General features: G+C 52.9%; 22 protein-coding genes and 1 tRNA gene. 13 read left to right on the forward strand and 10 right to left on the reverse strand.

All coding sequences use genetic code 11. The features are described from left to right. The first annotated feature begins 10 nt into the window (after positions 1–10). Entirely contained in the window at positions 11–373 is a 363-nt protein-coding gene (locus CRO87_RS06450; protein WP_097162111.1) for an endonuclease domain-containing protein, read from the forward strand. A gap of 93 nt (positions 374–466) precedes the next feature. Here the strand turns inward: CRO87_RS06450 and CRO87_RS06455 are convergent, their stop codons facing one another. Genes CRO87_RS06455 through trmB form a run of 3 tightly spaced genes read right to left on the reverse strand, consistent with a single transcriptional unit; the run spans position 467 to position 2,286 of the window. Then, entirely contained in the window at positions 467–1,186 is a 720-nt protein-coding gene (locus CRO87_RS06455) for a DUF2884 domain-containing protein (protein ID WP_097162112.1), read from the reverse strand. A 54-nt stretch (positions 1,187–1,240) separates the two neighbouring features. Further along, positions 1,241–1,567 carry a YggL family protein gene (locus CRO87_RS06460; RefSeq protein ID WP_097162113.1) on the reverse strand — a complete coding sequence of 109 codons (327 nt, stop codon included), beginning with the start codon at positions 1,565–1,567 and terminating at the stop codon, positions 1,241–1,243. Beyond that, positions 1,567–2,286, reverse strand: a complete 720-nt coding sequence (trmB, locus tag CRO87_RS06465; RefSeq protein ID WP_097162114.1) for a tRNA (guanosine(46)-N7)-methyltransferase TrmB — start codon at positions 2,284–2,286, stop codon at positions 1,567–1,569. Before trmB ends, CRO87_RS06460 begins: the two co-directional genes overlap by 1 nt. Before the next feature lie 143 nt (positions 2,287–2,429). Between trmB and mutY the strand changes: the two genes are divergently transcribed. The 4 genes from mutY (at position 2,430) to CRO87_RS06485 (ending at position 6,404) form a co-directional block, all read left to right on the forward strand. Beyond that, positions 2,430–3,482, forward strand: a complete 1,053-nt coding sequence (mutY, locus tag CRO87_RS06470) for an A/G-specific adenine glycosylase (protein WP_097162115.1) — start codon at positions 2,430–2,432, stop codon at positions 3,480–3,482. A gap of 25 nt (positions 3,483–3,507) precedes the next feature. Further along, a complete protein-coding gene (locus CRO87_RS06475; RefSeq protein ID WP_097162116.1) occupies positions 3,508–3,783 on the forward strand; it encodes an oxidative damage protection protein in 276 nt (91 codons plus the stop codon). Positions 3,784–3,830: 47 nt separating this feature from the next. Then, positions 3,831–4,910 (forward strand): membrane-bound lytic murein transglycosylase MltC, encoded by a 1,080-nt coding sequence (gene mltC / locus CRO87_RS06480; RefSeq protein ID WP_097162282.1) that lies wholly within the window; start codon positions 3,831–3,833, stop codon positions 4,908–4,910. Positions 4,911–5,141: 231 nt separating this feature from the next. Then, entirely contained in the window at positions 5,142–6,404 is a 1,263-nt protein-coding gene (locus CRO87_RS06485) for a nucleoside permease (protein ID WP_097162117.1), read from the forward strand. Positions 6,405–6,462: 58 nt separating this feature from the next. Here the strand turns inward: CRO87_RS06485 and CRO87_RS06490 are convergent, their stop codons facing one another. After that, positions 6,463–8,598 (reverse strand): ornithine decarboxylase, encoded by a 2,136-nt coding sequence (locus CRO87_RS06490; RefSeq protein ID WP_097162118.1) that lies wholly within the window; start codon positions 8,596–8,598, stop codon positions 6,463–6,465. A 40-nt stretch (positions 8,599–8,638) separates the two neighbouring features. On the opposite strand from CRO87_RS06490, the gene CRO87_RS22510 reads away from it, so the two are divergent. Beyond that, the gene (locus CRO87_RS22510) at positions 8,639–9,022 is read left to right on the forward strand and encodes a hypothetical protein (protein WP_141398676.1); all 384 of its coding nucleotides are present in this window, start codon (positions 8,639–8,641) and stop codon (positions 9,020–9,022) included. Positions 9,023–9,134: 112 nt separating this feature from the next. After that, positions 9,135–9,210: transfer RNA gene (locus tag CRO87_RS06500), tRNA-Phe, on the forward strand. 500 nt (positions 9,211–9,710) lie between these two features. On the opposite strand, the gene CRO87_RS22870 is transcribed toward CRO87_RS06500, so the two are convergent. Beyond that, positions 9,711–10,088, reverse strand: a complete 378-nt coding sequence (locus tag CRO87_RS22870; protein ID WP_255252492.1) for a hypothetical protein — start codon at positions 10,086–10,088, stop codon at positions 9,711–9,713. A 194-nt stretch (positions 10,089–10,282) separates the two neighbouring features. Next, positions 10,283–10,975: a polymer-forming cytoskeletal protein gene (locus tag CRO87_RS06510; RefSeq protein WP_097162120.1), complete on the reverse strand. Its 693-nt coding sequence runs from the start codon at positions 10,973–10,975 to the stop codon at positions 10,283–10,285. Positions 10,976–11,282: 307 nt separating this feature from the next. Here CRO87_RS06510 and CRO87_RS06515 point away from each other — a divergent pair, with 307 nt between their 5' ends. The 6 genes from CRO87_RS06515 to CRO87_RS06540 all read left to right on the forward strand — a co-directional run bounded on the left by CRO87_RS06515 (position 11,283) and on the right by CRO87_RS06540 (position 17,922). Continuing rightward, the gene (locus CRO87_RS06515) at positions 11,283–11,534 is read left to right on the forward strand and encodes a hypothetical protein (protein WP_097162121.1); all 252 of its coding nucleotides are present in this window, start codon (positions 11,283–11,285) and stop codon (positions 11,532–11,534) included. A gap of 403 nt (positions 11,535–11,937) precedes the next feature. Then, on the forward strand, positions 11,938–13,218 hold the full coding sequence (locus tag CRO87_RS06520) for an HlyD family secretion protein (RefSeq protein WP_097162122.1): 1,281 nt from the start codon (positions 11,938–11,940) through the stop codon (positions 13,216–13,218). A 9-nt stretch (positions 13,219–13,227) separates the two neighbouring features. Next, the gene (locus tag CRO87_RS06525; protein WP_097162123.1) at positions 13,228–15,375 is read left to right on the forward strand and encodes a peptidase domain-containing ABC transporter; all 2,148 of its coding nucleotides are present in this window, start codon (positions 13,228–13,230) and stop codon (positions 15,373–15,375) included. Continuing rightward, the gene (locus tag CRO87_RS06530; protein WP_097162124.1) at positions 15,372–16,874 is read left to right on the forward strand and encodes a TolC family protein; all 1,503 of its coding nucleotides are present in this window, start codon (positions 15,372–15,374) and stop codon (positions 16,872–16,874) included. The genes CRO87_RS06525 and CRO87_RS06530 overlap by 4 nt, the downstream gene beginning before the upstream one ends. A 102-nt stretch (positions 16,875–16,976) precedes the next feature. Beyond that, on the forward strand, positions 16,977–17,285 hold the full coding sequence (locus tag CRO87_RS06535) for a hypothetical protein (RefSeq protein WP_097162125.1): 309 nt from the start codon (positions 16,977–16,979) through the stop codon (positions 17,283–17,285). A 400-nt stretch (positions 17,286–17,685) separates the two neighbouring features. Continuing rightward, on the forward strand, positions 17,686–17,922 hold the full coding sequence (locus tag CRO87_RS06540) for a hypothetical protein (RefSeq protein ID WP_097162126.1): 237 nt from the start codon (positions 17,686–17,688) through the stop codon (positions 17,920–17,922). Positions 17,923–17,997: 75 nt separating this feature from the next. Here the strand turns inward: CRO87_RS06540 and CRO87_RS22875 are convergent, their stop codons facing one another. From CRO87_RS22875 to CRO87_RS06560, 4 genes are read right to left on the reverse strand one after another with little or no spacing between them, the layout of a single operon-like run. After that, positions 17,998–18,615, reverse strand: a complete 618-nt coding sequence (locus CRO87_RS22875) for a response regulator transcription factor (protein ID WP_097162127.1) — start codon at positions 18,613–18,615, stop codon at positions 17,998–18,000. Positions 18,616–18,638: 23 nt separating this feature from the next. Beyond that, positions 18,639–20,135, reverse strand: a complete 1,497-nt coding sequence (locus CRO87_RS06550) for a TolC family protein (RefSeq protein ID WP_097162128.1) — start codon at positions 20,133–20,135, stop codon at positions 18,639–18,641. After that, positions 20,132–21,376, reverse strand: a complete 1,245-nt coding sequence (locus CRO87_RS06555; protein ID WP_097162129.1) for an HlyD family efflux transporter periplasmic adaptor subunit — start codon at positions 21,374–21,376, stop codon at positions 20,132–20,134. The genes CRO87_RS06550 and CRO87_RS06555 overlap by 4 nt, the downstream gene beginning before the upstream one ends. A 12-nt stretch (positions 21,377–21,388) precedes the next feature. Next, on the reverse strand, positions 21,389–23,479 hold the full coding sequence (locus CRO87_RS06560) for a type I secretion system permease/ATPase (RefSeq protein WP_097162130.1): 2,091 nt from the start codon (positions 23,477–23,479) through the stop codon (positions 21,389–21,391). Between the last annotated feature and the right edge of the window lie 57 nt (positions 23,480–23,536).

The following is a 23,536-nucleotide window of genomic DNA, read 5'->3' on the forward strand; positions in this document are numbered from 1 at the left end:
GGGTTGGGGGATGGAAAAAATTGAAGGCTACGCTCGCCAGCTAAGACGGACACTCACTCCAGAAGAGCAACGACTGTGGTATTTATTACGCAGCCGCCGTTTTGCTCATTACAAATTTCGCCGCCAGCATCCGGTGGGAAACTACATTCTTGATTTTGCCTGCTGTCAGGCGCGTCTGGCAATCGAACTGGATGGCGGTCAGCATGATGAGCAGCAATCATATGATCTGAGAAGGACAGAATGGTTACGTCAACATGGATGGGAAGTGTTGAGATTCTGGAATAATGATTTATGGATGAATGAAAGTGCCGTGCTGGAACGAATACTTGAGGCTTTGGTTGGGCTTTTACCCTCACCCCGGCCCTCTCCCTGAGAGGGAGAGGGAGAAAACTAGAGTTGCTTCTGGCTCGATCGGTTCCCTCGCCCCTTTGGGGAGAGGGTTAGGGGGAGGGGAAGCGGCACAATCTTACTTCAACGACCCCACCAGCGCTTTACGACTCTCTTCCAGGGACACTACGCGGCTACAGACATCTTTGCCGAATTTCTGGAAATCAGCTTCCTGGTTTTTCCATTCGTCCTGAACGGCGGTTTGCAGGCCGCCCATGCTGCCTAAAATGCCCTGAAGTGGGTTACCGCCGCCTTTAATGACCGCTTTGGCACCCATTTCATTGATGCTGTCCTGCAACAGGCCGCCCATTGCCTGGTTCACCAGCTGCTGTCCGTCAGCACGCACCTGATCGATGCCTTTGTAGTGGAACGTCAGGCCATCAGTTCGATGTTCGATGATGCGGTTCATCTGCTCTTTCAGCTGCGCATCAAGCTTGGTCAAACGGCCGTGCATATTGCTGCTGGCGCCAACCTGATCGGTGATGATTTTATCCAGCGCTACGCGGCTTTTATCCACGCGGGAGCGAGCGCCTTCGTCAATCCACGGCAGAGCGTTGCGCAGGTCAGACTGGTAATCTTTCGCCTGTTCGCGCTGGGCGGCGTTCAGCGTGTACTGCTTGCCGTTGAACATGACGTTGCCATCCGGCGTAATCACCAGATTGCCGTTCTCCCCTTTCACCTGCACGGTTTGCGGGCTGAGGATCACGTCATCCTTTGGGGTCACGCTGCACTGATAATCCGCCTGAGCGGCAAAGGCGGTGACGGTAAGGGCCGCGGCCAACAGCGTTTTGCGCATCATAGAAACTCCTGTAAAGACAAAACGGGCCAGCGATTGCTGGCCCCTTATGGTTGTTTAGTCCCACCAAACGTCGAAAAGTTCGCTGGTGCGTACCTCTTCGAGTTTGTTGGCTTCCAGCCATTTACGCACGATAGCCTGATGCTCTTCGGTGCATTTGCCCGTCTCTTGCAGGCACACCAGCCCTTCCCATGCCAGATAGCCGCTGCCGTCAAAGGCCAGCTTGTTTGGCTCGATCACTTCATCGATGAACTGGTCGACGGTTTTGTCGATCTGCTCAACGTCAGTGCCTTCCGGGAAACGCCATGCGACGGAAAAGCCCACTTCCTGGAATTCGTCGATGTGCATTTTCTTACGCAGACGACGGCTACGGTTCTTCGCCATTATTTCACCCTCTCGAACATTAAGTCCCATACGCCGTGACCAAGACGATGGCCACGCTGTTCAAATTTGGTCACCGGACGTGAGTCCGGACGCGGTACGTAGTCGTTGCTCTCGGAGATATTTTTATACCCATCGAGGGACGACATCACTTCCAGCATGTGCTCCGCATAGGCTTCCCAGTCGGTCGCCATGTGGAAGACGCCGCCGAGCTTCAGTTTGCTTTTTACCAGCTCCGCAAAAGGTGCCTGAACGATACGGCGCTTATTATGACGCGCTTTATGCCACGGGTCAGGGAAAAAGAGCTGCACCATGGTTAAAGAATTGTCAGGAATCATTTTGTGCAGCACTTCGACCGCGTCGTGACACATCACGCGCAGGTTTTCCACGCCCTCTTCATGGGCCGAGGCCAGACATGCGCCCACGCCCGGCGAGTGCACTTCAATGCCTAAGAAATTCTGCTCTGGTTTCGCCTTCGCCATGGTGACCAGCGAAGCGCCCATACCAAAGCCGATTTCCAGTGTGGTTGGCGCATCGCGGCCAAACAGCTCGACAAAATCGACAGGGGCTTCGCTGAACTCAACGCCCATCACCGGCCAATAGTTGTCCAGCGCGTGCTGCTGCCCTTTGGTCAGGCGGCCCTGACGGCGGACAAAGCTACGAATACGGCGCAGCGGGCGGCCGTTTTCATCAAATTCCGGTGAAATGACGTCGTTGTTCATAAAAATCTGTCTACCTGATGAATGCTGAAGGAAACGGGCATTATCCAAACTCAGGCGAAGTATGCAAGCCTGGGAAAGATCCGGTTTACAGCCCGGTGTCGCTGTGCTGCAATCTGCGTCCCTGATACAGCGGAACGGTCGCTATGCAAGCCTCACAATTTTCAGCCCAGGTGCTGGACTGGTACGACAAATATGGGCGTAAGACCCTGCCATGGCAAAGCGAGAAGACGCCGTACAAAGTATGGCTCTCCGAGGTGATGTTGCAACAAACGCAGGTTGCCACCGTTATCCCTTATTTTGAACGCTTTATGGCGCGCTTCCCGACCGTGACCGATCTGGCCAATGCACCGCTCGATGAAGTGCTGCATTTATGGACCGGCCTTGGCTATTACGCCCGCGCGCGCAATCTGCATAAAGCCGCGCAGCAGGTCGCCACGCTGCACAACGGCAAATTCCCGGAAACGTTTGAAGAAGTGGCCGATTTGCCCGGCGTCGGGCGCTCCACTGCAGGCGCGGTGCTTTCGCTCTCTCTTGGCAAACACTTCCCCATTCTCGACGGTAACGTCAAACGTGTGCTGGCCCGCTGCTATGCGGTGGACGGCTGGCCGGGCAAGAAAGAAGTGGAAAAAAAGCTGTGGGAAATCAGCGAAGACGTAACGCCCGCCAAAGGCGTGGAGCGCTTCAATCAGGCGATGATGGATTTAGGCGCGATGGTCTGCACCCGTTCAAAACCGAAATGCGAACTTTGCCCACTGAGCAACGGCTGTAAGGCCTATGCCAGCCACAGCTGGGCGCAGTATCCTGGCAAGAAGCCGAAGCAGACGCTGCCAGAGCGCACAGGCTATTTCCTGCTTATGCAGCACGAAGACGAAGTGCTTTTGCTGCAGCGCCCGCCAAGCGGCCTGTGGGGCGGCCTGTTCTGCTTCCCACAGTTTGCCACCGAAGAAGAACTTCGCGAGTGGCTCGCGGTACGGCAAATTGACGCAGAGAAGCTTGAGCAGCAGACCGCCTTCCGCCACACCTTCAGCCATTTCCACCTGGATATTGTGCCAATGTGGCTCAGCGTGCACTCCGTTGGCGGATGCATGGATGAAGGCAGCGCTCTCTGGTATAACTTAGCCCAGCCGCCTTCCGTCGGGCTTGCAGCCCCCGTGGAACGACTGTTACAGCAGTTACGCACCGGCGCTCTGGTTTGAGCGACGGACATAAAGAGGAATAGTCATGAGCAGAACCATTTTTTGTACCTTCCTGCAGCGCGATGCTGAAGGCCAGGACTTCCAGCTATACCCGGGCGATCTCGGCAAGCGCATTTATAACGAAATTTCAAAAGAAGCCTGGGCTCAGTGGCAGCATAAGCAGACGATGCTTATCAACGAGAAAAAGCTCAGCATGATGAACCCGGAGCACCGCAAGCTGCTGGAGCAGGAGATGGTGAACTTCCTGTTCGAAGGCAAAGACGTCCATATCGAAGGCTATACGCCGCCAGAAAAACACTAAGGGCCCGACGGCCCTTTTTTATCACCACAACACGAACGCCCGGAATGATGAAAAAATATTTAGCGCTGGCCCTGATTGCGCCGTTGCTCATTTCGTGTTCAGGCTCGAAAAAGGGAACGCCCTTTAACGAAGCCTGGGTTAAGGACACCAACGGTTTTGACATTCTGATGGGCCAGTTCGCCCATAACATCGAAAACATCTGGGGATACAACGAAGTTCTGGTCGCCGGACCGAAGGACTACGTGAAGTATTCTGATCAGTATTACACCCGCAGCCACATCAACTTTGATGCCGGCACCATCACCTTTGAAACTATCGCGGGCACCGACCCGACTGGCCGCCTGCGCCAGACCATCATCAAAACGCTGCTGATGGGCGACGATCCGGGCTCGGTCGATCTCTATTCCGACGCCGACGACATTCAGATTTCCAAAGAGCCGTTCCTCTACGGCCAGGTAGTGGACAACACCGGACAGCCGATACGCTGGCAGGGGCGCGCGTCAAACTACGCCGACTGGCTGTTACAGAACCGCCTGAAAAGCCGCAACAACGGGCTGCACATTATCTACAGCGTGACCATCAACCTGGTGCCAAACCATCTCGACAAACGTGCACACAAGTACATGGGAATGGTGCGCCAGGCGTCGCTAAAATACGGCGTGGACTCGTCATTGATCCTGGCAATTATGCAGACAGAATCCTCCTTCAACCCGTATGCCGTCAGCAATTCTGATGCGCTGGGTCTGATGCAGGTTGTGCAGCACACCGCCGGGAAAGACGTGTACAAAGCGCAGGGGAAATCCGGTACGCCAAGCCGCAGTTTCCTGTTCGACCCGGCCAGCAATATCGACACTGGCACCGCCTATCTGGCGATGCTGAACAACGTCTATCTGAGCAGCATTGATAACCCAACGTCGCGCCGCTATGCGGTGATCACCGCCTACAACGGCGGCGCGGGCAGCGTGCTGCGCGTGTTCTCCAGCGATAAAGTCCAGGCGGCGAACATTATCAACAGCATGGCACCGGGCGACGTCTATCAGACGCTGACCACCCGCCACCCTTCTGCCGAGTCGCGTCGCTATCTGTACAAAGTGAACAACACGCAGAAAAGCTATCGCCGCAAATAAGTTCCTCTCTCCAGACAGGCCCATTTTGGGCCTGCTCTCAGACGCTCCCCTCGAACCCGCCATACGAAAATGTTATTTGCGTCACTTTTCCACTCTGCAAAAGAATAAACATTGCATTTATTCGTGGGACTTAACAAAAAATCAGCGGGCACCTCGATAGAATCGCATCAAATACAGCCCATAAATGTTCCCATAACAACACGCAACCAGTCACTTTGTGAGGAAAATAACATGAACCTTAAGCTGCAGCTTAAAATACTGTCGTTCCTGCAGTTCTGCCTTTGGGGGAGTTGGCTGACGACCCTTGGCTCCTATATGTTCGTCACGCTCAAATTTGACGGCGCATCCATTGGTGCCGTTTATAGTTCACTGGGGATTGCCGCCGTGCTGATGCCGACCCTGCTCGGGATCGTGGCGGATAAATGGATCAGCGCCAAATGGGTGTATGCGTTCTGCCACCTCGTCGGCGCAGGCACGCTCTTTATGGCCGCATCTGTCACCACGCCAGGTGAGATGTTTATGATTATTCTGCTCAACTCGCTGGCCTATATGCCGACGCTTGGGCTGGTCAATACCATCTCCTACTACCGCCTGAAATCTGCGGGGCTGGATATCGTCACCGACTTCCCGCCAATCCGCATCTGGGGCACCATCGGCTTTATTATGGCAATGTGGGCGGTGAGCTTCTCCGGCTTCGAACTGAGCCATATGCAGTTGTACATCGGCGCGGCGCTGTCGCTGGTGCTGGCACTGTTCACCCTGACGCTGCCGCATATTCCGGTCTCTAATCAGCAGCAAAAACAGAGCTGGAGCAGCATGCTCGGCCTCGATGCCTTCGCGCTGTTCAAAAACAAACGCATGGCGATTTTCTTTATCTTCTCCATGATGCTCGGCGCAGAGCTACAAATCACCAACATGTTCGGCAACACCTTCCTGCACAGCTTCGATAAAGATCCGCTGTTCTCCGGCAGCTTTATCGTGCAGCACGCCTCGGTGATGATGTCGATTTCGCAGATCTCCGAAACGTTGTTCATTCTGACCATTCCGTTCTTCTTAAGCCGCTACGGCATTAAGAACGTCATGCTGATCAGTATTTTTGCGTGGATGCTGCGCTTCGGCCTGTTCGCTTACGGTGACCCGACGCCGTTCGGCACCGTGCTGCTGGTTCTGTCGATGATTGTTTACGGCTGCGCCTTCGACTTCTTCAATATCTCAGGCTCGGTGTTTGTGGAAAAAGAAGTGAAGCCGGAAATCCGCGCCAGCGCGCAGGGCATGTTCCTGATGATGACCAACGGCTTCGGCTGTATTCTGGGCGGGATTGTCAGCGGTAAAGTGGTGGAGATGTACACCACCAGCGGCATTACCGACTGGAAGAGCGTGTGGCTGATTTTCGCTGCTTACTCGCTGGTGCTGGCCTTCGCCTTCGTGGCGCTGTTCAAGTACAAACACGTCCGCACTCCGGCAGGTACTCAGCCGCAGTCCGTTGCGCACTAGTCCCTCTGACTTGCCCGGCGGCGCTTCGCTTGCCGGGCATACACATCGCCATCCTACATTACTTCAGAACATACCCGTAAAGCCGCTTAATGCCGTCAGCATCTTTCTCACTGTAAACGCCCTGCAATTCCGGTGAGAAGCCTGGCAGCATGTTCACGCCCTCCTCCAGCGCCAGGAAGTAACGCTGCACCGCCCCGCCCCAGATTTCTCCCGGCACCACGCACAGCACGCCCGGCGGGTAAGGCAGCGCGCCTTCGGCGGCAATACGCCCTTCGGCCTCACTCAGGCGCACCAGCTCCACGTTGCCGCGAATAAACTCGATATTGGCGTCCTGCGGGTTCATCACCACCGCCGGGAAGCTCGCCTTGCGGAACATCGCCTTTTGCAGATCCTTCACGTCAAAGCTGACGTAGAGGTCGTGCATTTCCTGGCACAGCTGGCGAAGGGTGTAGTCGCGATAGCGCACCGGGTATTTGTTGTAAATCGTCGGCAGCACGTCGGCAAGCGGCGTGTCGTCCTCGATATGCTGTTCGAACTGGCCAAGCATCGCCACCAGCCGCGCCAGCTTCTCCGTGCTTTCGGCAGGCGTCAGCAGGAACAGGATCGAGTTGAGATCGCACTTCTCCGGCACGATGCCGTTTTCACGCAGGTAGTGGGCAAGGATGGTCGCCGGGATGCCGAAATCGGTGTATTCCCCGCTGTCGGCATCAATGCCCGGCGTGGTCAGCAGCAGCTTGCACGGATCGACAAAATACTGGTCCTGCGCGTAGCCCTCAAACCCGTGCCAGCGGTCGCCCGGCCCGAAGCTGAAGAAGCGACGCTCTTTCGCAATAGTCTCTGTCGCGTGATCCTGCCACGGACGCCCCGCCACCGTCGGCGGAATAAACGGCTGGATCATCTTGCAGTTAGCAATAATCGCCTTGCGCGCTTCGATACCAACCGCCACGCACTCCGCCCACAGGCGGCGGCCGCTTTCGCCTTCATGAATTTTGGCATTCACGTCCAGCGCGGCAAACAGCGGGTAAAACGGGCTCGTCGAGGCGTGCAGCATGTAGGCATTATTCAGCCGCTTATAAGGACAGAAGCGTGCTTGCCCACGGATGTGGTTATCCTTTTTGTGGATCTGCGAGGTCTGCGAAAAACCGGCCTGCTGCTTGTGCACGGACTGAGTCACAAAAATGCCAGGGTCGTTCTCATTGAGATCCAGCAGCAGCGGCGAGCAGTCCGCCATCATCGGAATAAACTGCTCATAGCCGACCCAGGCTGAATCAAACAGGATGTAATCGCAGAGATGACCGATTTTGTCGACGACCTGGCGGGCGTTGTAAATCGTGCCGTCGTAGGTGCCAAGCTGAATCACCGCCAGGCGGAACGGTCGTGCTTCTGCGGCCTTCTCCGGAGCCACCTCACGAATCAGATCGCGCAGGTATTTGTCATCAAAGCAGTGCTCATCAATCCCGCCGATAAAACCAAAGGGATTACGGGCCGCTTCCAGATAGACAGGCGTGGCGCCCGCCTGAATTAACGCCCCGTGATGGTTGGATTTGTGGTTATTGCGGTCAAATAACACCAGGTCTCCGCGGGTCAGCAGCGCATTGGTCACCACTTTATTCGCCGCCGATGTGCCGTTCAGCACAAACCAGGTTTTGTCTGCGTTAAAGACTTTAGCCGCAAATTTCTGCGCCCGCTTCGCCGCACCTTCATGGATTAACAGATCGCCGAGTTTCACATCAGCGTTGCACATATCGGCACGGAAAATGTTCTCGCCGAAGAAATCATAGAACTGACGACCGGCCGGATGCTTCTTAAAGAACTCGCCGTGCTGATGGCCCGGGCAGGCGAACGTGCTGTTGCCCATTTCGACGTACTGCGTCAGGGTATCGAAGAACGGCGGCAGTAAGGTTTCTTCATAGCGCGTCGCGGCCGCTTCCAGCTCCAGCCACTGCTGCACGCTGCCGTCGATCACGGCACTTACGCCCTCGGGCGCATCGCCTGGCGTTTCAGAAAACAGGAATACCGGCAGATTAAAGCCGGTGCGCTTCAGTAAGGTCAACATGCCGCTGCGGCTGTCAGCTGCGGTAACGACAACAGCCGCCACGTCGGTAAAGTCGGTGCTGTCCAGTGCCACCACGCGACGATGAGTGGAAAGACGGGAGACAAGCTCGTGGCTTGCGGCGATGTGCAATGATTTCATAAGCGCGACTACCCAAATCGGGAGAGTAAAAGGCCCGGGCATGACAGCTATCACGCCCACAATGTGTCCGGGTCTGACTGGTGACCAGCTCCGACCGCCAGACATCAGTAAAAGCAGACAGGCTCTGATTTTACTGCTGTCCTGCAGTGAGCGTACGTTTGCCTCACCGCATGGTGAGCATAGAAGATTCTGCGAGGATACGGGAACGCCTTCGCGGCAGCGCGAAGCGAGTCTGGCAACGATGTCTGACGATAAACATACTGGCGCCCCGGTGTATGAAGGAGAAAATTCGCGCAATGATTACACCTTTCACCAGGAGGCGCAAGATGAAATCTATATGCACTTTTCCACCATCAAAAGGCCAAATCGCGCGGATAAAACCAATATAAATTCAGCTATTACGCATAAAAACCAGGACCAATGAACCTGACAACAGTCGGCATTGTTGTGAAAATGGTGAGAGTTTGCGCACTCTGTCGCGAAACGCATAAATTTCATTGACGACGCCTGCCGAATCTAGTTTAATGCGCCCCGTTGCCCGGATAGCTCAGTCGGTAGAGCAGGGGATTGAAAATCCCCGTGTCCTTGGTTCGATTCCGAGTCCGGGCACCACTAATTTAAAGAACCCGCCCACAAGGCGGGTTTTTGCTTTCTGGGGTTCTGGACTCTGCATCGAACTTGGTTCGATGATTCGCCGAAACGGCTCACCCCTTCGGGGCCAACGCGACAAAGCACGTTGTTCAAACGCCTTCGGCGTTAGCCCGAGTCCGGGCACCACTATTTAAAGAAACCAGCCTACGGGCTGGTTTTCTGCTTTCTGGGGTTCCGGACCCTGCATCGAATTTGGTTCGATGATTCGCCGTCAGCGGGCGAGTTCGTCTGCCGTTAGAGAGCCTATTCCATGCCCGTAGTGTTATAAGCGTTGGCTTGCGTCAGACTTTTGGGAAGAGTTTTGCGCTGTGCCTGCTTCAAGGTAAAGATAGAAAGGCGCTTCGGAGGATCGTGATTTTTGTATCCGCACAACCTCCGTTCATGGAAGTCGTTATCACCCGAAAGGGCGTCTCTGGATGGCCCTGGTCAGAGGTTATTATGCGGGCCTGTAAGGCCCTGGCTTACTTCTGCTCGATGATAAGCTGCGTCAGCCTCGTTTTGATACGGAAGCAGAGTTCCCTGGCCTGAAACTGATAGCGCGGCAGCGCCAGTTCGTTAATGTCAGGGCTGATATTCTCACGTGCTCGCACGTACTGGCTCGTCTGTAGCTCTACCCTGGTGTATTCCGCTAAAAATGCGTCGTATTCAGTTTTACTATAAGTTTTGATAACTTCCAGTTCTTTCCGACAAACCGGTACGCGCGTGGCAGAATTGTCCGTAGCTTCATTCGTCACCTTTTGCGGCGCTGTCGGAGTGACTACGCTATTTATGGAATGGGTTTCGGCGCAGCCTGACAGCATCAGTACGCTTAGGGCGGTTATACCCGCTCGTTTCAACATAAAATATCCACCTGCATCATAGAGTTGTGTTCGTTAAAAGCCGCTACTGGCCTCAATGTTAACAACATTCCAGACGGGATATTTCTGCGCCGTATGGAGATATTTCTTCGGCACGATGAGAAAAATCTCCATACGATCGCTAAACAGTTCCCCGGGACACACCGGGAACTGTTTGTGACGAGGAAGCGGACACGTTAACCGCTTTTTTTCTCCGAACGGGGGCTCACATCTTCAATCACCGGGGGGCTTTTATCATTTTTAAGCGCAATTACCTTAATGGATTCATTCGGCTGCTTATAGTCGGCCTGGCCCACAAAAATACCCCCTTTTTTGATCGATAACTGACCGTATGCCATCGTGCCGTCAACATGACCATTATCATGAATATCGATGATTTCAGCCTGGCAGTGTCCCTTCACACACCCGTCAATGATAATTTCACGCGCGTGAATGTTCCCCTCTACCATGCCATTGCGCATCACTTTAACCAGACCTTCGGCCGCATCGATGTTGCCATGAACGCTGCCATAAACGTAAATTTGACCGCTGGCACTGAGGTTACCGTCAAACCGCGTATTACCCGCCACCACGGTATTAATAGGCTTTTCCGTGCCCGCCGAAGCCTTACTTTCCTGATGCATCTCCACAGCCTGCGGCTCACGAGTCATCATCAGGGACATTTCATTTTTACTGTTTTCCGTTTTTTTTCCGAACATAGCGATAATCCTTTTCTGTTGAAAATGAATGACAAAAGAGAGCGGAAGCAGAATAAGACAAACGATGGCGAGGGGCGTTCGCTCAAAGCACCAGGCGAGAAGCATTAATGCCCAAAAGAATATTCCCGCATTGAGAAAACTATTGCACCTCCATCCTGAATCCGATTCCATATTTTATGATAACTCCTTTATCTGACGATGACCGGGAAAGACATCTCCCGATTTTCCCGGGGCACATTACAGCACATTTTACCAGCAAACCAATATGCAATTTGCAAAAATAAGCACTTAACCAAAGCAGCTGATGTGCCAGACTTATTCAGGCAATAGACACAGCGTATTTTGATGCGGGATATATTACTCACGAATTTTGATAAGCAATGATTTATTTAAGCCTATGGACATTGAACGACTTAATGCAGCAGTGCCATCATTTGCTATGAGTAAACATGCTCAGTTAATAACTAAGGAGATAAAAATGCGTAAAGTGACTCAAGACGAGATCGGGCACGTAAGCGGCGGTATGGTTGGCTCGCAGGGTGATATTGCAGCCTCAGTTTCTCAATTTCTTGATAGCCTGACGTCAATGATTGAGATCGTGAAAACCAATGGCTGGGGAAGTTTTGTCGACTCTTTGCAATCGCTGCTAGGCAAAGGTAACGGCGCGAACTCCCCAGAAATTGATACCTATAAACCAGAAATTGCGACCAAAAGCGACAATCTGCACTAAATGCCACGGCATTTATTATCATGGCATATAACCCTACCCTGCCAGCTGTAGATTGTAAGACCGTCCGGTAGTAACAGCATTATCAGAACAAAACCCGCCGTCAGGCGGGTTTTAATTGCAGCATGCGCCATGCAGCTCAGTTGATTCTTTAAGCATCACGCTGTTATTTCGATGATTCACGTCAATTTAATCCCTCAGAGCCAAAATCAACAAATTTTCTCCGCATTTAGAAAAACCAGTCAAAAGCTACAAACCTGTATTTATCCGCCTCATGACTTATAAGCCATTCTGTATCCTGGTTAAGCCAGGCTATTATCGCTTCCCCCACCGTGGCTCTTATGCCATTTTAGGCTTTATTTTTCATTACTATAGATAACCACAGCGCAATATTCAGGAGAATTGAATGGGACTTTCTGGTCTATTCAGAATGGAAGCTATTAACGCGGGTAAAGAGCAGGCTTACGGCAGCGTTATTATTGCCACACCGCTTAATATGAAGATTTGTGCATTTTTCTCACTTTTTCTGTTAATCATCATTCTGGTTTTTATTTCGACCTATGCATACACCAGCCGCACCGTTATCAGTGGATATCTGACGCCAGATAAGGGATTGAGCAAAATTTATCCCTCTCAGTACGGGATCATTCGCAAAAGTTTTGTCACCGAAGGAGCCAGGGTCAAGGAGGGTGACACCCTGTTTATCCTTTCCAGCGAGCGACATACGGTCGATTCAGAACAGGCGAGTACCCAGGAGAAAGTCAGCCAGGAAATTAAACGTCGGGTCAGTTCACTGCAGCGTGAACTGGAGGCCATAAAAAGACAATACGCCAGCGAACTTGTTACCGCGCAGCAAAATCTTGTTCGCGTCGATGCCTCAATACAGAAACTGAATAGCCAGAAACGTAATCTTCGGCAGGTGGTGGCGATCACCAAAGAGCGCCTGGATAAATACAGCGAAATCTACAACGAGAACTATATCTCTCTGGAACAAAAGGAGCGCGTTCGCGAAGAATACATTGAGAAAAATACACGTCTCGACGAGCTGGAACGGGAAATAATCAACGCCCAACAGGAAAAAACGACGCGGCAGCTGCAAATCACCAAGCTCAAATACAGCACCGATTCTGACACCGAACGGACGCGGCGCGAGCTGGCCCAGCTTGAACAGGATCTTTTAGAAAACGAAACCCGGCGTGAAATAACCATAACGGCTCCCGTTTCCGGAACGGTAACGGCCATTAACGCGTGGGAAGGTAAGTACACGGACGGTAATAAATCGCTTGCCAGCATCATACCAGACGGTTCACGGCTGGTGGCCTGGCTCTATGCGCCGGGGCGTTCCATCGGTTTCATCCGCCCGGAGAGTAAAATTTTATTACGCTATCAGTCATGGCCGTGGCAAAAATTTGGCCAGTACCCGGCGACCATAACGTCTGTCTCTCGCTCAACATTCACCCTCAGCGAGTTAACGGATGAGCTTTCCCGCAGCAGCGATTTCTCAGAAGACCCCTCCTTTTATCGCATCATTGCTGAGCCGTTATCCGAAGAGGTCAACGCCTATGGCCAAACCTATGCGCTGCGCAGCGGCGCACGGCTAGAAGCGAGCATCTTGCTGGATAAACGAACGCTGCTGGAGTGGATGTTTGAACCCATTTTATCTTTGAAAAACAACAACCAACAGTAAGCAGGATCTATGCCATTAACCAAGCGAATTAACTTCGGCCTGAATCGAAAGACGCTGCCGATGATCTTTCAGGGAGAAGTGTCGGAGTGCGGTCTCGCCTGCATCGCGATGATCGCCAGCTACTACGGCAACCGTCAGGAGTTGCTCACGCTGCGCAACCAGTTTCCCATTTCCCAGCGCGGCGCCAAACTTTCTATGCTGCTGTCCATAGCCCAGCAGCTTCATTTGACCACGCGTACGCTCCGGCTGGAAACTGATGAGCTGAATCAGCTCAGGCTGCCGTGCATGCTGCACTGGGATTTTAAGCATTTTGTGGTTCTGAAAGCGGTAAAAAAAAACCACCTGGTTATTCATGACCCGGAGCTTGGCGCGCGCAAGATCCCGATGAAGGAGGTGAATAAATCCTTCACCGGCGTGGCGGTAGAACTGTGGCCAAATGAGCATTTCAACCCTCACGTGCCGCAGGAGAAAATCTCGCTGCGCCAGGTCATCGGCCCGGTAAGCGGCATCAAAACCAGCCTGATGCTGGTGCTGCTGATGGGATTGCTGCTGGAGGTTTTCAGCCTGCTGATGCCTTTTCTGACCCAATGGACGATCGACCAGGTTATACCTGCCGCCGACTATAATCTTCTGTCGCTGCTCCTTGCCGGGTTTACGATAGTCATGATAACCCGCCACCTCATTTCTATTGCCCGCGACTGGAGCATGCTGTTTATCACGACTTCCCTGAGCGTGCAGTGGCGAAGCAACGTTTTTAACCATCTGATGCACATTCCCGCCAGCTATTTTTCACGGCGTCATCTGGGGGATGTGGTGTCGCGCTTTGGCGCAGTAGATGCCATTCAGGCAACCTTGACCAGCGCCTTTTTCGTCGCCCTGCTGGACGGCGCGGTGACAATTTTTACCCTTACGGTGATGTTCATTTACAGCGTGAAGCTCACCCTCATTGCCATTGCCTCAATCCTGATTTACTCCATTTTGCGCGCCCTGTACTTCACGCCGCTGCGCAATGCCGCGGAAGAGCAAATTATCCACGGCGCAAAACAGCAGAGCCATTTTATTGAATCCATTCGCGGCATCAAAACCATTCGTCTGTTTCAGCAGCAGAGCGAAAGAGCGGCGGGCTGGATAAGCTACATGGTTAACCAGGTCAACGCGGGCGTGCGGGTGCAAAAGTTGCAGCTTATCTACCGGCAAAGTATCTCTTTTTTGTCAGGGCTGGAGAGCATTATCGTGATTGGTCTTGGTGCCGGACTGGTGATTGAAGGCCAGCTGACGGTCGGTGCGTTTATGGCATTCAGCTCATTCAAATCTCAGTTCAGCAGCAGGATAAGCAATCTTATCGATAAATTTTTCGAACTGAAGATGCTGCGCATCCAGACCGAGCGTCTGGCCGATATCGTTTTGACCGAGCGCGAAAAATTGCTGCCGCAGCTTGTCGACCCTCAGAGCGATCGCCGCTTCGCTTTGCGGGTGGAAAATGTCTCCTGGCGCTACAGCGAACTCGAACCCAAAATCCTGCAAAACCTCAGCTTCGAAGTTCAGGCCGGGGATTTTGTGGCGATTACCGGCACCTCCGGCTGCGGAAAAAGCACGCTGCTGGAGCTGCTGTGTGGCAACCATAGCACCGCCGAGGGGAGCGTCGTCTATATCGACCAGGACGGCCACGCCTGGGAACCCGCCCAAATCAAAAATCAGATTGCCACAGTGCTTCAGGATGATGTGCTGCTCTCCGGGACCATTCTGGACAACATCACCTTTTTCGCCAGTCAGCCGGATGAAGAGTTTGCCGTCAAATGTGCCCAAATGGCGGCGATTTACCACGATATTCAGGCAATGCCGATGCAGTTTAATACTCTGGTTGGCGATATGGGCACCACCCTTTCCGGCGGGCAGAAACAGCGTATTTTGCTGGCCCGCGCGCTGTACAAAAAGCCCCAGGTCTTGCTGCTCGACGAAGCCACCAGCCATCTCGATCTTGTTACGGAACAGCAGGTGAACCAGATGCTGGCCGCGCTAAACCTGACGCGTATCGTCATCGCCCACCGCCCGCACACGCTGGCAATGGCCCAGCGTATTTTGGTCATGAAGGAGGGAGAGATAGCCCAGGTGCTGACGCCCCATCAGCTGTTGCAGGGCGTGAAGGAGGAAGCATGAAAACGATAATCAAATCGGGTTACCTGAGCATGCTGATTGCGGCCTCGTTCCCCGCCAGCGCGGCCAATATTGTCGATGAGATAATGAATAACCACTACTGGCAGACCGCGGAGCCTGCGGCGAAAAACGCTCCGGCCACTGCCGCAGCGCCCGTTGCCCAACCGGAACGTCTGAGTCCTCAGGTTACCTGCCCGACAGGCGCGCCGGGGTTGACTCATCTGACGCTCGGCGGCGCCATCAACATTGCGCTGTGCAACAGCCCTCGCCTGCGAGCCGCCTGGCTGCAAACAAAATTCAGCGAAACGGAAGAGCTTCGTCGCATCGGGGCCTGGCTCCCTGAAATAAACGCCACCGCCACGCAAAGACGTGGCGATCAGAAATCGGTATACGGCTACGAATCCTATGAGCTTCGCCAGCGATATAAGCCGAAAGTAACGGACCTGGCAGTGAACGTCGACTGGCTGCTGTTTGATTTCGGCAAGCGAGAGAATGAATATTTCCGCGCGGAAGAATCGCTGGCGGCCGCCAGGGCGTTGAACAGCGTTGAATTTCAGCAGGTAACGCTTGATGTTGCGCAGAAGTATTACGCGCTGGTCTATCTGCAAACGCTGGTGGAGATGGCCTACGAGCAGGAACGTATCGCCAGCGAAGTGATGCAGGATGCTACCGCGCGGCATCGCGCAGGAATTGTGCCACTCACGGATAAGATTCAGGCGGAAAACTCCCTCGGTCAGGCAACCATGAGCCGCATTCAGTATGAATCGGATATTGCCCGGGCCAAGGGCGATCTGTTGACGGTGATGGGCGTGGCGGCAAACCTTACCATGAGCCTGGCGGACAAACGGCTTTCGATGCCGGACGGTGCGCTGGCGGCGTCAGTGACCGACTACATTCATCAGGCGTTGCTCAACAACCCGGCGGTTAAAGCGGCTGAGCACCAGAAAAATGCCGACGAGTACGGTAAAAATGCCGCCGGGCTGTCTATGCTGCCCTCCCTCTCCTTCGTGGGCAGCTACGGAAGAACAGACTCACGGGATGCAATTGTGACCGCCCCAACCCGTAATGATGAGCTGTGGATGGGTCTGCAGGTGAAAATCCCGCTGTTTAATCGTCTTCAACAATATAGCCAACAAATTGATGCGCAAAATAATATTCAGCTGCGTGAAAATGCCCTACGCGATAAACAGCTCGAGGTCACTTCCGCTATTTGGTCTAATTTCCATTCAATGAGCGCTTCTACAGAAAATGCCCTCAAAAGCGAGCAGGTGTTAAAGAATACGCAGTTGGCGCATAAACTGGCGCGAGGACGATATCGCAGCGGAATGGGCAGCATGCTGGAGGTGTTATCGACCCAGCAATCGTGGATGAATGCCGTGAGCCAGAATGTGAATACATTAACGCAATGGCATCAGTCACGGTTAACCTTACTTATATTAACGGGCGGATTCAACCGTCTACAGGATATAAACGATAAGACATCAACGGCGGCTTATAAGTAATGTCTTGTACAGCCGCCACTGCGTTGTTTAAAAAACATTATGTTGCTAACATTAATTTGCTCTCAAAGAGCGAGTTAATGGAAAATATAAAGGAGTTATACTATGCGTGATTTATCTAATACTGAAATAGAGGTCGTCGCTGGCGGCTGGACCCATGGCATTTCCGATTCGCTTGAGGGCGCTATCTATGGCGCCGGTGAAGGACTGGCGGCAGGTCTGGCCATTGGTGGCGGTACGGCTTCCAAGTCTGACAGCCTGCTTGGGGTCTTCGCTCAGCTGGTTGGCGCGCCTATTGGCGCAGTTGTCGGCACGATCTGGGGAGGTGTAGGCGGTGTACTGTTTGGTAAAGATGAAATCTCCAGCGTCCTCAATAACTGGAAACAAAATTTCGGCACTGGCAGTAAAGGTTAAATTCCTGGTTAGTGATTGGCTATTCAGACTCAACGTTTAATGAAATACAACCTGGAAATAAATCCCCAACATTATTTCTCATCATAATATAATATTGGTTGTGTTTGGCGTGGACTTGGCTCCTCTTTGTTATTAATGATTCTATTGATAAAATTGATGGAGCCCTTTTTTTTAAATGGCGCATAGTGCCGTCATTCTCTCTATTACCCACCACAGCACAACGATAACTTCGGAAATCAATGAATATTTCAGGATGCAACTCATTGCAAAACGTGATTCCTGAGATGAATTTATAGTTGTTATTAATGCATTGAATGTCGTCACAACTCGCACCTCGCAATAGCAAATCGCTGTCCGGGCGCTCGCTTATTTTTAACAATCACAGGGAGTATCAAAAAAAATGTTCAGAGAGATAAAAGAGTTTATTGTTTTTTGGCTGCCGGCGGCGGTCTGCGTGGCCATGATTGGCATTGTTTTTATGGCCAATGCCGAAGCTAATGAAAATGAATTTGACTGCACGTCGGTGGAAGATCTTTGCGCATGGTCGCCCGTCGATTACTGGCACCTGAAGGGATATGAGCTTTGCGGAGAAGTCACCATGCCCGAGTCACGCCAGCCGGAAATTTATTCGTTGTAAAAAAAACGGCATCACGCAACAGGGCGAAGGTTCGCCTGCGTGATGCCGTTTTTCATAGGCTACCGGAGAGTCAGGTCATGAACTCTCTTCGTGGGGGCTGTTGCTGGTGTTGCTACGAATCAGGTCAAAGGTATTTTTGGCACCCATTTTCGACAAAATATTATGCCGATGGACGCTGACCGTTTTCGGGCTGATAAACAGTTTCTCGCCAATCTCTTTATTCGACATTCCCTTGTATATGTAATTAAGAATTTGCAGCTCGCGTTCCGTGAGCTTCGTTTCCGTGGTGACCCTGGCAGTGCCAGGGAAGCAGTTATACCCGGACATAACCAGTTTGGCGATGGTGCGGATAGTGTCAATTTTGCCAAATTTGTTAATAATGCCGTCGATGCCCATATTGATAATATTTTTGAGCACGTACGGCGTATCATCCGTTACGATAACAATAAATTTGGCTTTGCTGTTAATCCTGCGAGCAAGACGTATCAGGATGAATATATTAAAGTCATGCAAATTATTATCAATAATAACAAGATCAAAAACATGGCTTTTTAGCGCGGCGAGCGCATCCTTCGCTGTGTAAACGGGAGAATGAACGCTAAACGCGCTTTCATTTTTCAACAGATCGTAGATTGTGTGGCTTGAAATACGATTGTTATCAACAATCAAAACGCTTTTAGTAAGATGCTGCATAATAATAACCTCTTCTTGGCGAATTAACGAAGACCCATCAGGATAAAAGGATCAACTAATTCATTCGCTTCCATCTCATGTGGTTGTGTTTGCGAATTTTTGGGTGCTGAAAGCTCAGAGGCGGAGATAACCGGCGTTGGCTGAACCGCAGCCGGCTTTGCCGGAGCCTGCTGGACGGCCTGCTGTTTTTCAATCGCCTCGACAAAGCGCATTGACGCCTTGCTTTGCTCCGGCAGCGCATCGGTACGACTTTGCGTCACGGAGATAACGCCGCCCTGAACGGGGGTAAAGGTTTTGCGGTTAAGATTGGTTTCCAGAATACCCAGCTCGGAATAGATGCGGACCATCTGCACCAGATAGTCATATTTACTGCTGGCCTGCCCGTTCAGCGTCTGAAAGTAGTCCTGTTCGGCGTTCAGAATATCCAGCACGGAACGGCGGTTGACCTTGTACTGCTCACGATAAAGTTCGCGTACCTTATCGGCCTGTAACACTTTAGCGGCGTAAATTTTCTGCTGGCGCAGCTGGCTCAGCGCCTCCTGGACCATACGAGAAGTTCGGGTGGTCAGCTCTTCAATCTGATGCTCAACGTCCCAACGAGCGCTGCTCATACGATAGGCCGCGCCCTGAGTGCGATAGATTTGCCCGCCGCCGTCGAACAAGTTGCTGGTGACGTTGAGCATCACGGTGGTTTCGTTTTTGTCTTTGTAGCCGTCACGGCCGGAGCTCACGCTCAGGGAGAGTTCAGGCAGCCAGCCTTTGCTGGTGTAGTCATACTCATGACGCGCCATTTCCTGCTTGTCCCTCATCACCACAACCGATGGAGACTCCTCAATTTTGCCACGCAGCGCTGCGGGATCTGGCTGAATAAACAACCTCGTATCCGGCTCCTCCAGGCCCACGGGTTTGTTGCCGGTCAGGGTAAAATAGTCGCGTTCCGCCGCGCTCAGCTGCGCGATATAGTTGGTTTGCTCTGCTTCCAGCGCCATGATGCGCACGCGTACCTGAGTAACGTCCCCCAGGTTATCCACGCCGCCGCTGGCCCTGATGGTGGCCAAATTCAGGATCTCCTGCTGCGCCAGCAGATGGTTTTTGGTGTTGTCGATTATCTTTTGGTATTTCAGCGTCGAGACGAATGCCTCGGCAACCTTTGCGGCGACGATTTCCTTCTCATTTTGGGCGCTGTGCTCTTCGGCCTGCTGATTTGATTTGGCATGGTCGATTCTCGCCCCCGCTTTACCGAAATCAAACAGGCGCTGCCTGACTTCCAGCGAGTAGCTGTTATCGCGATCGTTGTCGCCGGTCGACAGCGGCGAACCGCCGTTTACCGAAACAGAAGGAAACCAGGCGCTGGCCGCGTCGCCGACGCCGCTTTCTGCCGATGCCATTTTATCGCGAGCAGAATGCAGGCCAGGGGAGCGCATTACCGCGGCGGAAACGGCTTCCTGTAGCGTGACGGCATGGCCACAGGCGGGCATTAATAATAAAAGAATGCTGAGATTTGATTTTATATTCATCATCTTTCCCTGAGAGCTTCTTTAGCCTTATTTAAAGGTTTAAGGATGTAATCCAGTACGGTCTTCTCGCCGGTTTTAATATCAACAATCGCGGGCATACCGGGCACGATTTCATGCTTCACGTTATCCGCAGTCAGGAGCCACGACTGCATGGTTCGGACATAAACCTGGTAATAGTATTGTTCTCGCTTAACTTCATCCTGGAGGGTGTCAGGGGATATCCGTTCGACAACTGCATCCATCGTTCCGTATATAGAAGGATCGTAGGCGCTTATTTTTACGATCGCCTTTTGGTCAGGCCGAATGAAAGCGATGTCGCGCGGATTCACTTTTATTTCGATTAACAGCTGATCGTTTGAGGGCACCACCTCCATTAACTTCCCTCCCGCTTCCAGAACGCCGCCCACGGTGGTGATGCGCACATCCTTAACCACGCCATCGACAGGAGAAAGTATTTTGGTACTGGCAACCTGATCCTCACGCTGCATCAGCTGATAATAAAGCGAGTCCAGCTCATTTTTATTTTTCACCATTTCCTCGCGAGCCTGCTCAAAATAGTGGTTGCGGGCTTCAATTATCTTATTTTTTAAATTGGTCTCTTCTCGCTGAAGCCTTAGCTCTTCCACCTGACTGACGGCGCCTCGCTTGACCAACGGCTTGGTCATCGCCATTTCCTGAGTTGCCAGACGCAAACTGCTGGTCAGGCCGCTGATATTTTCGTTAAAGCTGCGTCTTCTCGCGGTCAGTAACGCCAGTTCGTGTTTGATCAGTGCTTCATTGTCTGCCAGCAGCGTTTTATCGCTTTCCGGGGTGGACTGCGGCGCAAACGAGTAGGCGTATTTTTTTAATGAACTCAGGAAATCCGGTTTCGCCGTGACGTCGGTTACTTCGGCCTGTAAGCGCGCCACGCTCACCGCCAGGGCACGCACACGTGCGTCGATTTCGTCGTAGCTCGCCCGAAAGCGGGTCTGATCCAGCATTGCCAGCAGCTGCCCTTTGGCGACACGATCCCCTTCACGCACGTACAGCTGACTAATCACGCCGCCGTCGCGGTTTTGTATCACCTGACCGCGGCTCCAGGTCACCACGGTGCCCTGACCTGTGACCACCTCATCCAGGGTCGCGAATTTTGCCCATACGCCCAGCACCAGTACCAGCAGGACAATGGTAAGAATGATCCGGGTGGTGACCTTCACCAGCTTCTCTTCCGGCGTTAAATAACGAAGTTGATTCTGCGTTTGCATAAGTTTGCCCTCTTATCCCTGGAGGCGTTTCAGCACCTGGTCGCGTGGACCATCCATTACAATGCGGCCATTCGCCACCACCAGAATGCGGTTCACCATCTCGAGTGGCGCCCGGCGGTGGGTGACGACGATCAACGTGCGGTTTTTACTCCATTTATCCAGCGCACTGATGACCTGCTTTTCCATCACCGTATCCATCGAGGCCGTTGGTTCATCGAGCAACACGATGCGGCTATCTTTGAGGATGGTGCGCGCCAGCAGCATCGCCTGCTGCTGCCCGCCGGAGAGTCCGCGACCACCTTCGGCGATCGTCTGATCCAGCCCCTGGCCGTGCTGTAACACGCTGCCAGCGCCGGCAATATTGATAGCGTTAGCGATCTGCTCGTTGTCAATGCTGTGGCCGCTCAGGGCCAGGTTGTCGCGCAGGGTGCCGTGAAACAGGGTGGCGTTTTGCGACAGGTAAGCGAGGTTGCGTCGGATATCGTTGACGTCGATATCCTTCAGCAGCACGCCGTCCAGCAGCAGCTCCCCCTCGCTGACGTCCGACATGCCGGAAATCAGGCGCAGCAGGGAAGATTTTCCCGCCCCGATGGGGCCGAGAATGGCGATACGTTCGCCGGGGGAAATGTGCAGTTTGTCGATGTCCAGCGTCAGCGGCGCATCAGGATGGAAGCGAAAGCGAACGTTGCGAAACTCGTACTCGCCACGCACCTGGTGGAGGTGCTGGGCCTGCTGGAAGTTCTTTTGATCGAGGGGCTTTTTCAGCAGTTCGTCGAGCCCCGATTTGGCGTTTTTCGCGTGCTGCCAGCGGGTCAGGATCTGCGCCAGCTGCCCCAGCGGTGCCACGGCGCGGCTGGAAAGGATCGAACAGGCGATAAGCGTACCGGTGGTGGCGTGGTTTTCGATAACCAGATACACGCCGGCCGCAATAATGCCGATATAGGCAAGCTGCTGGATAAACTGAGTCCAGTTCATGATAATCGACGCCCAATGGCGCTGTTCGAGCATCACCTGTGACGAAACGGAATTGCAGCGCTCCCACAGTCGCAGGAAGCGGTTTTCCGCCTGCAGCAGCTTGATGTCCTCCACCCCTTCAACGGATTCAACCAGCAGAGCATTGCGCACTGCGCCTTCGCGCAGCCCTTCGCGGGACAGTTTTGCCAGGGGATACTGCGCCAGCATGCCGGGAATGACGATAAGCGGCAGCGCCGCGAGCGGAATGAACGCCAGCGGGCCGCCGATCATCGCAATAAAACCGATAAACATGATAGTGAACGGAATATCGATTAAGGCCACCACGCTGGTGGAGGTTAACAGTTCACGAATATGTTCAATTTCGCGCAGCTGGGCCATAAATGCGCCCGTTGACTGAGGTCGGGCGATATTCTTTATCGATAGCGCCCGCATAAAAAAGAATGACGACAGTCGAATATCGATACGTTTTCCTAACGCATCGGCCAGTTTGCTGCGCAGCATTTTTAACGCCATGTCTGCCAGCAGCGCGAATACGACGCCGCTAAATAATACCCACAGCGTTGGAAAAGACTGTGCCGGAATAACGCGATCGTACACCTGCATGGAAAACAGCGCGCTGGAGAGCGCCAGAATATTGCCAAACAGCGCCGCGAGAGCAATCAGGCCATAATAGCGGAGATCCTTTTTAATCAGCGCGGTCAGCCAGTTTTCCTGATGCGGCAGCAGAAATTCATCGATGCGCGAGTCCTGGCCGCGACTCCTTGGGCGCATTATCCAGAGCTTATCGCCAAGCAGTTCTGTTAATTGTTCTTTTTTAACCGTGGTGCGAAAGGTTTGCCGATCGCAGAACGTGACTTCGGCAGTGGATTCGCCAAGTGAGAAAATCACCACGATGCCGCCTGCTTTGGTACTGGCGATCGCGGGAAAAAGAACGGAGGGGATGTCGTCAAGGGTAAGGGAGAGCGCCCGGGTGTTCATCCCAAGATAGCCGCAGCTCTCCTGGATAAATTCTTCCGGGGGTAAATCACTGTATAATCGAAGGCTATTTTCGGTGGCGTGTATCCCATGCTCATTGGCGATTAAAACTATGCCTTGCGCCAGCGAAGCAATATTAATATCGAGACTCATTTTATTAACCTGTGTGATAAACAAAACAGGGGAGCAAATACTCCCCTAAAATATAAA

This window comes from Enterobacter sp. CC120223-11, assembly GCF_900215375.1.
GTDB lineage: Bacteria > Pseudomonadota > Gammaproteobacteria > Enterobacterales > Enterobacteriaceae > Scandinavium.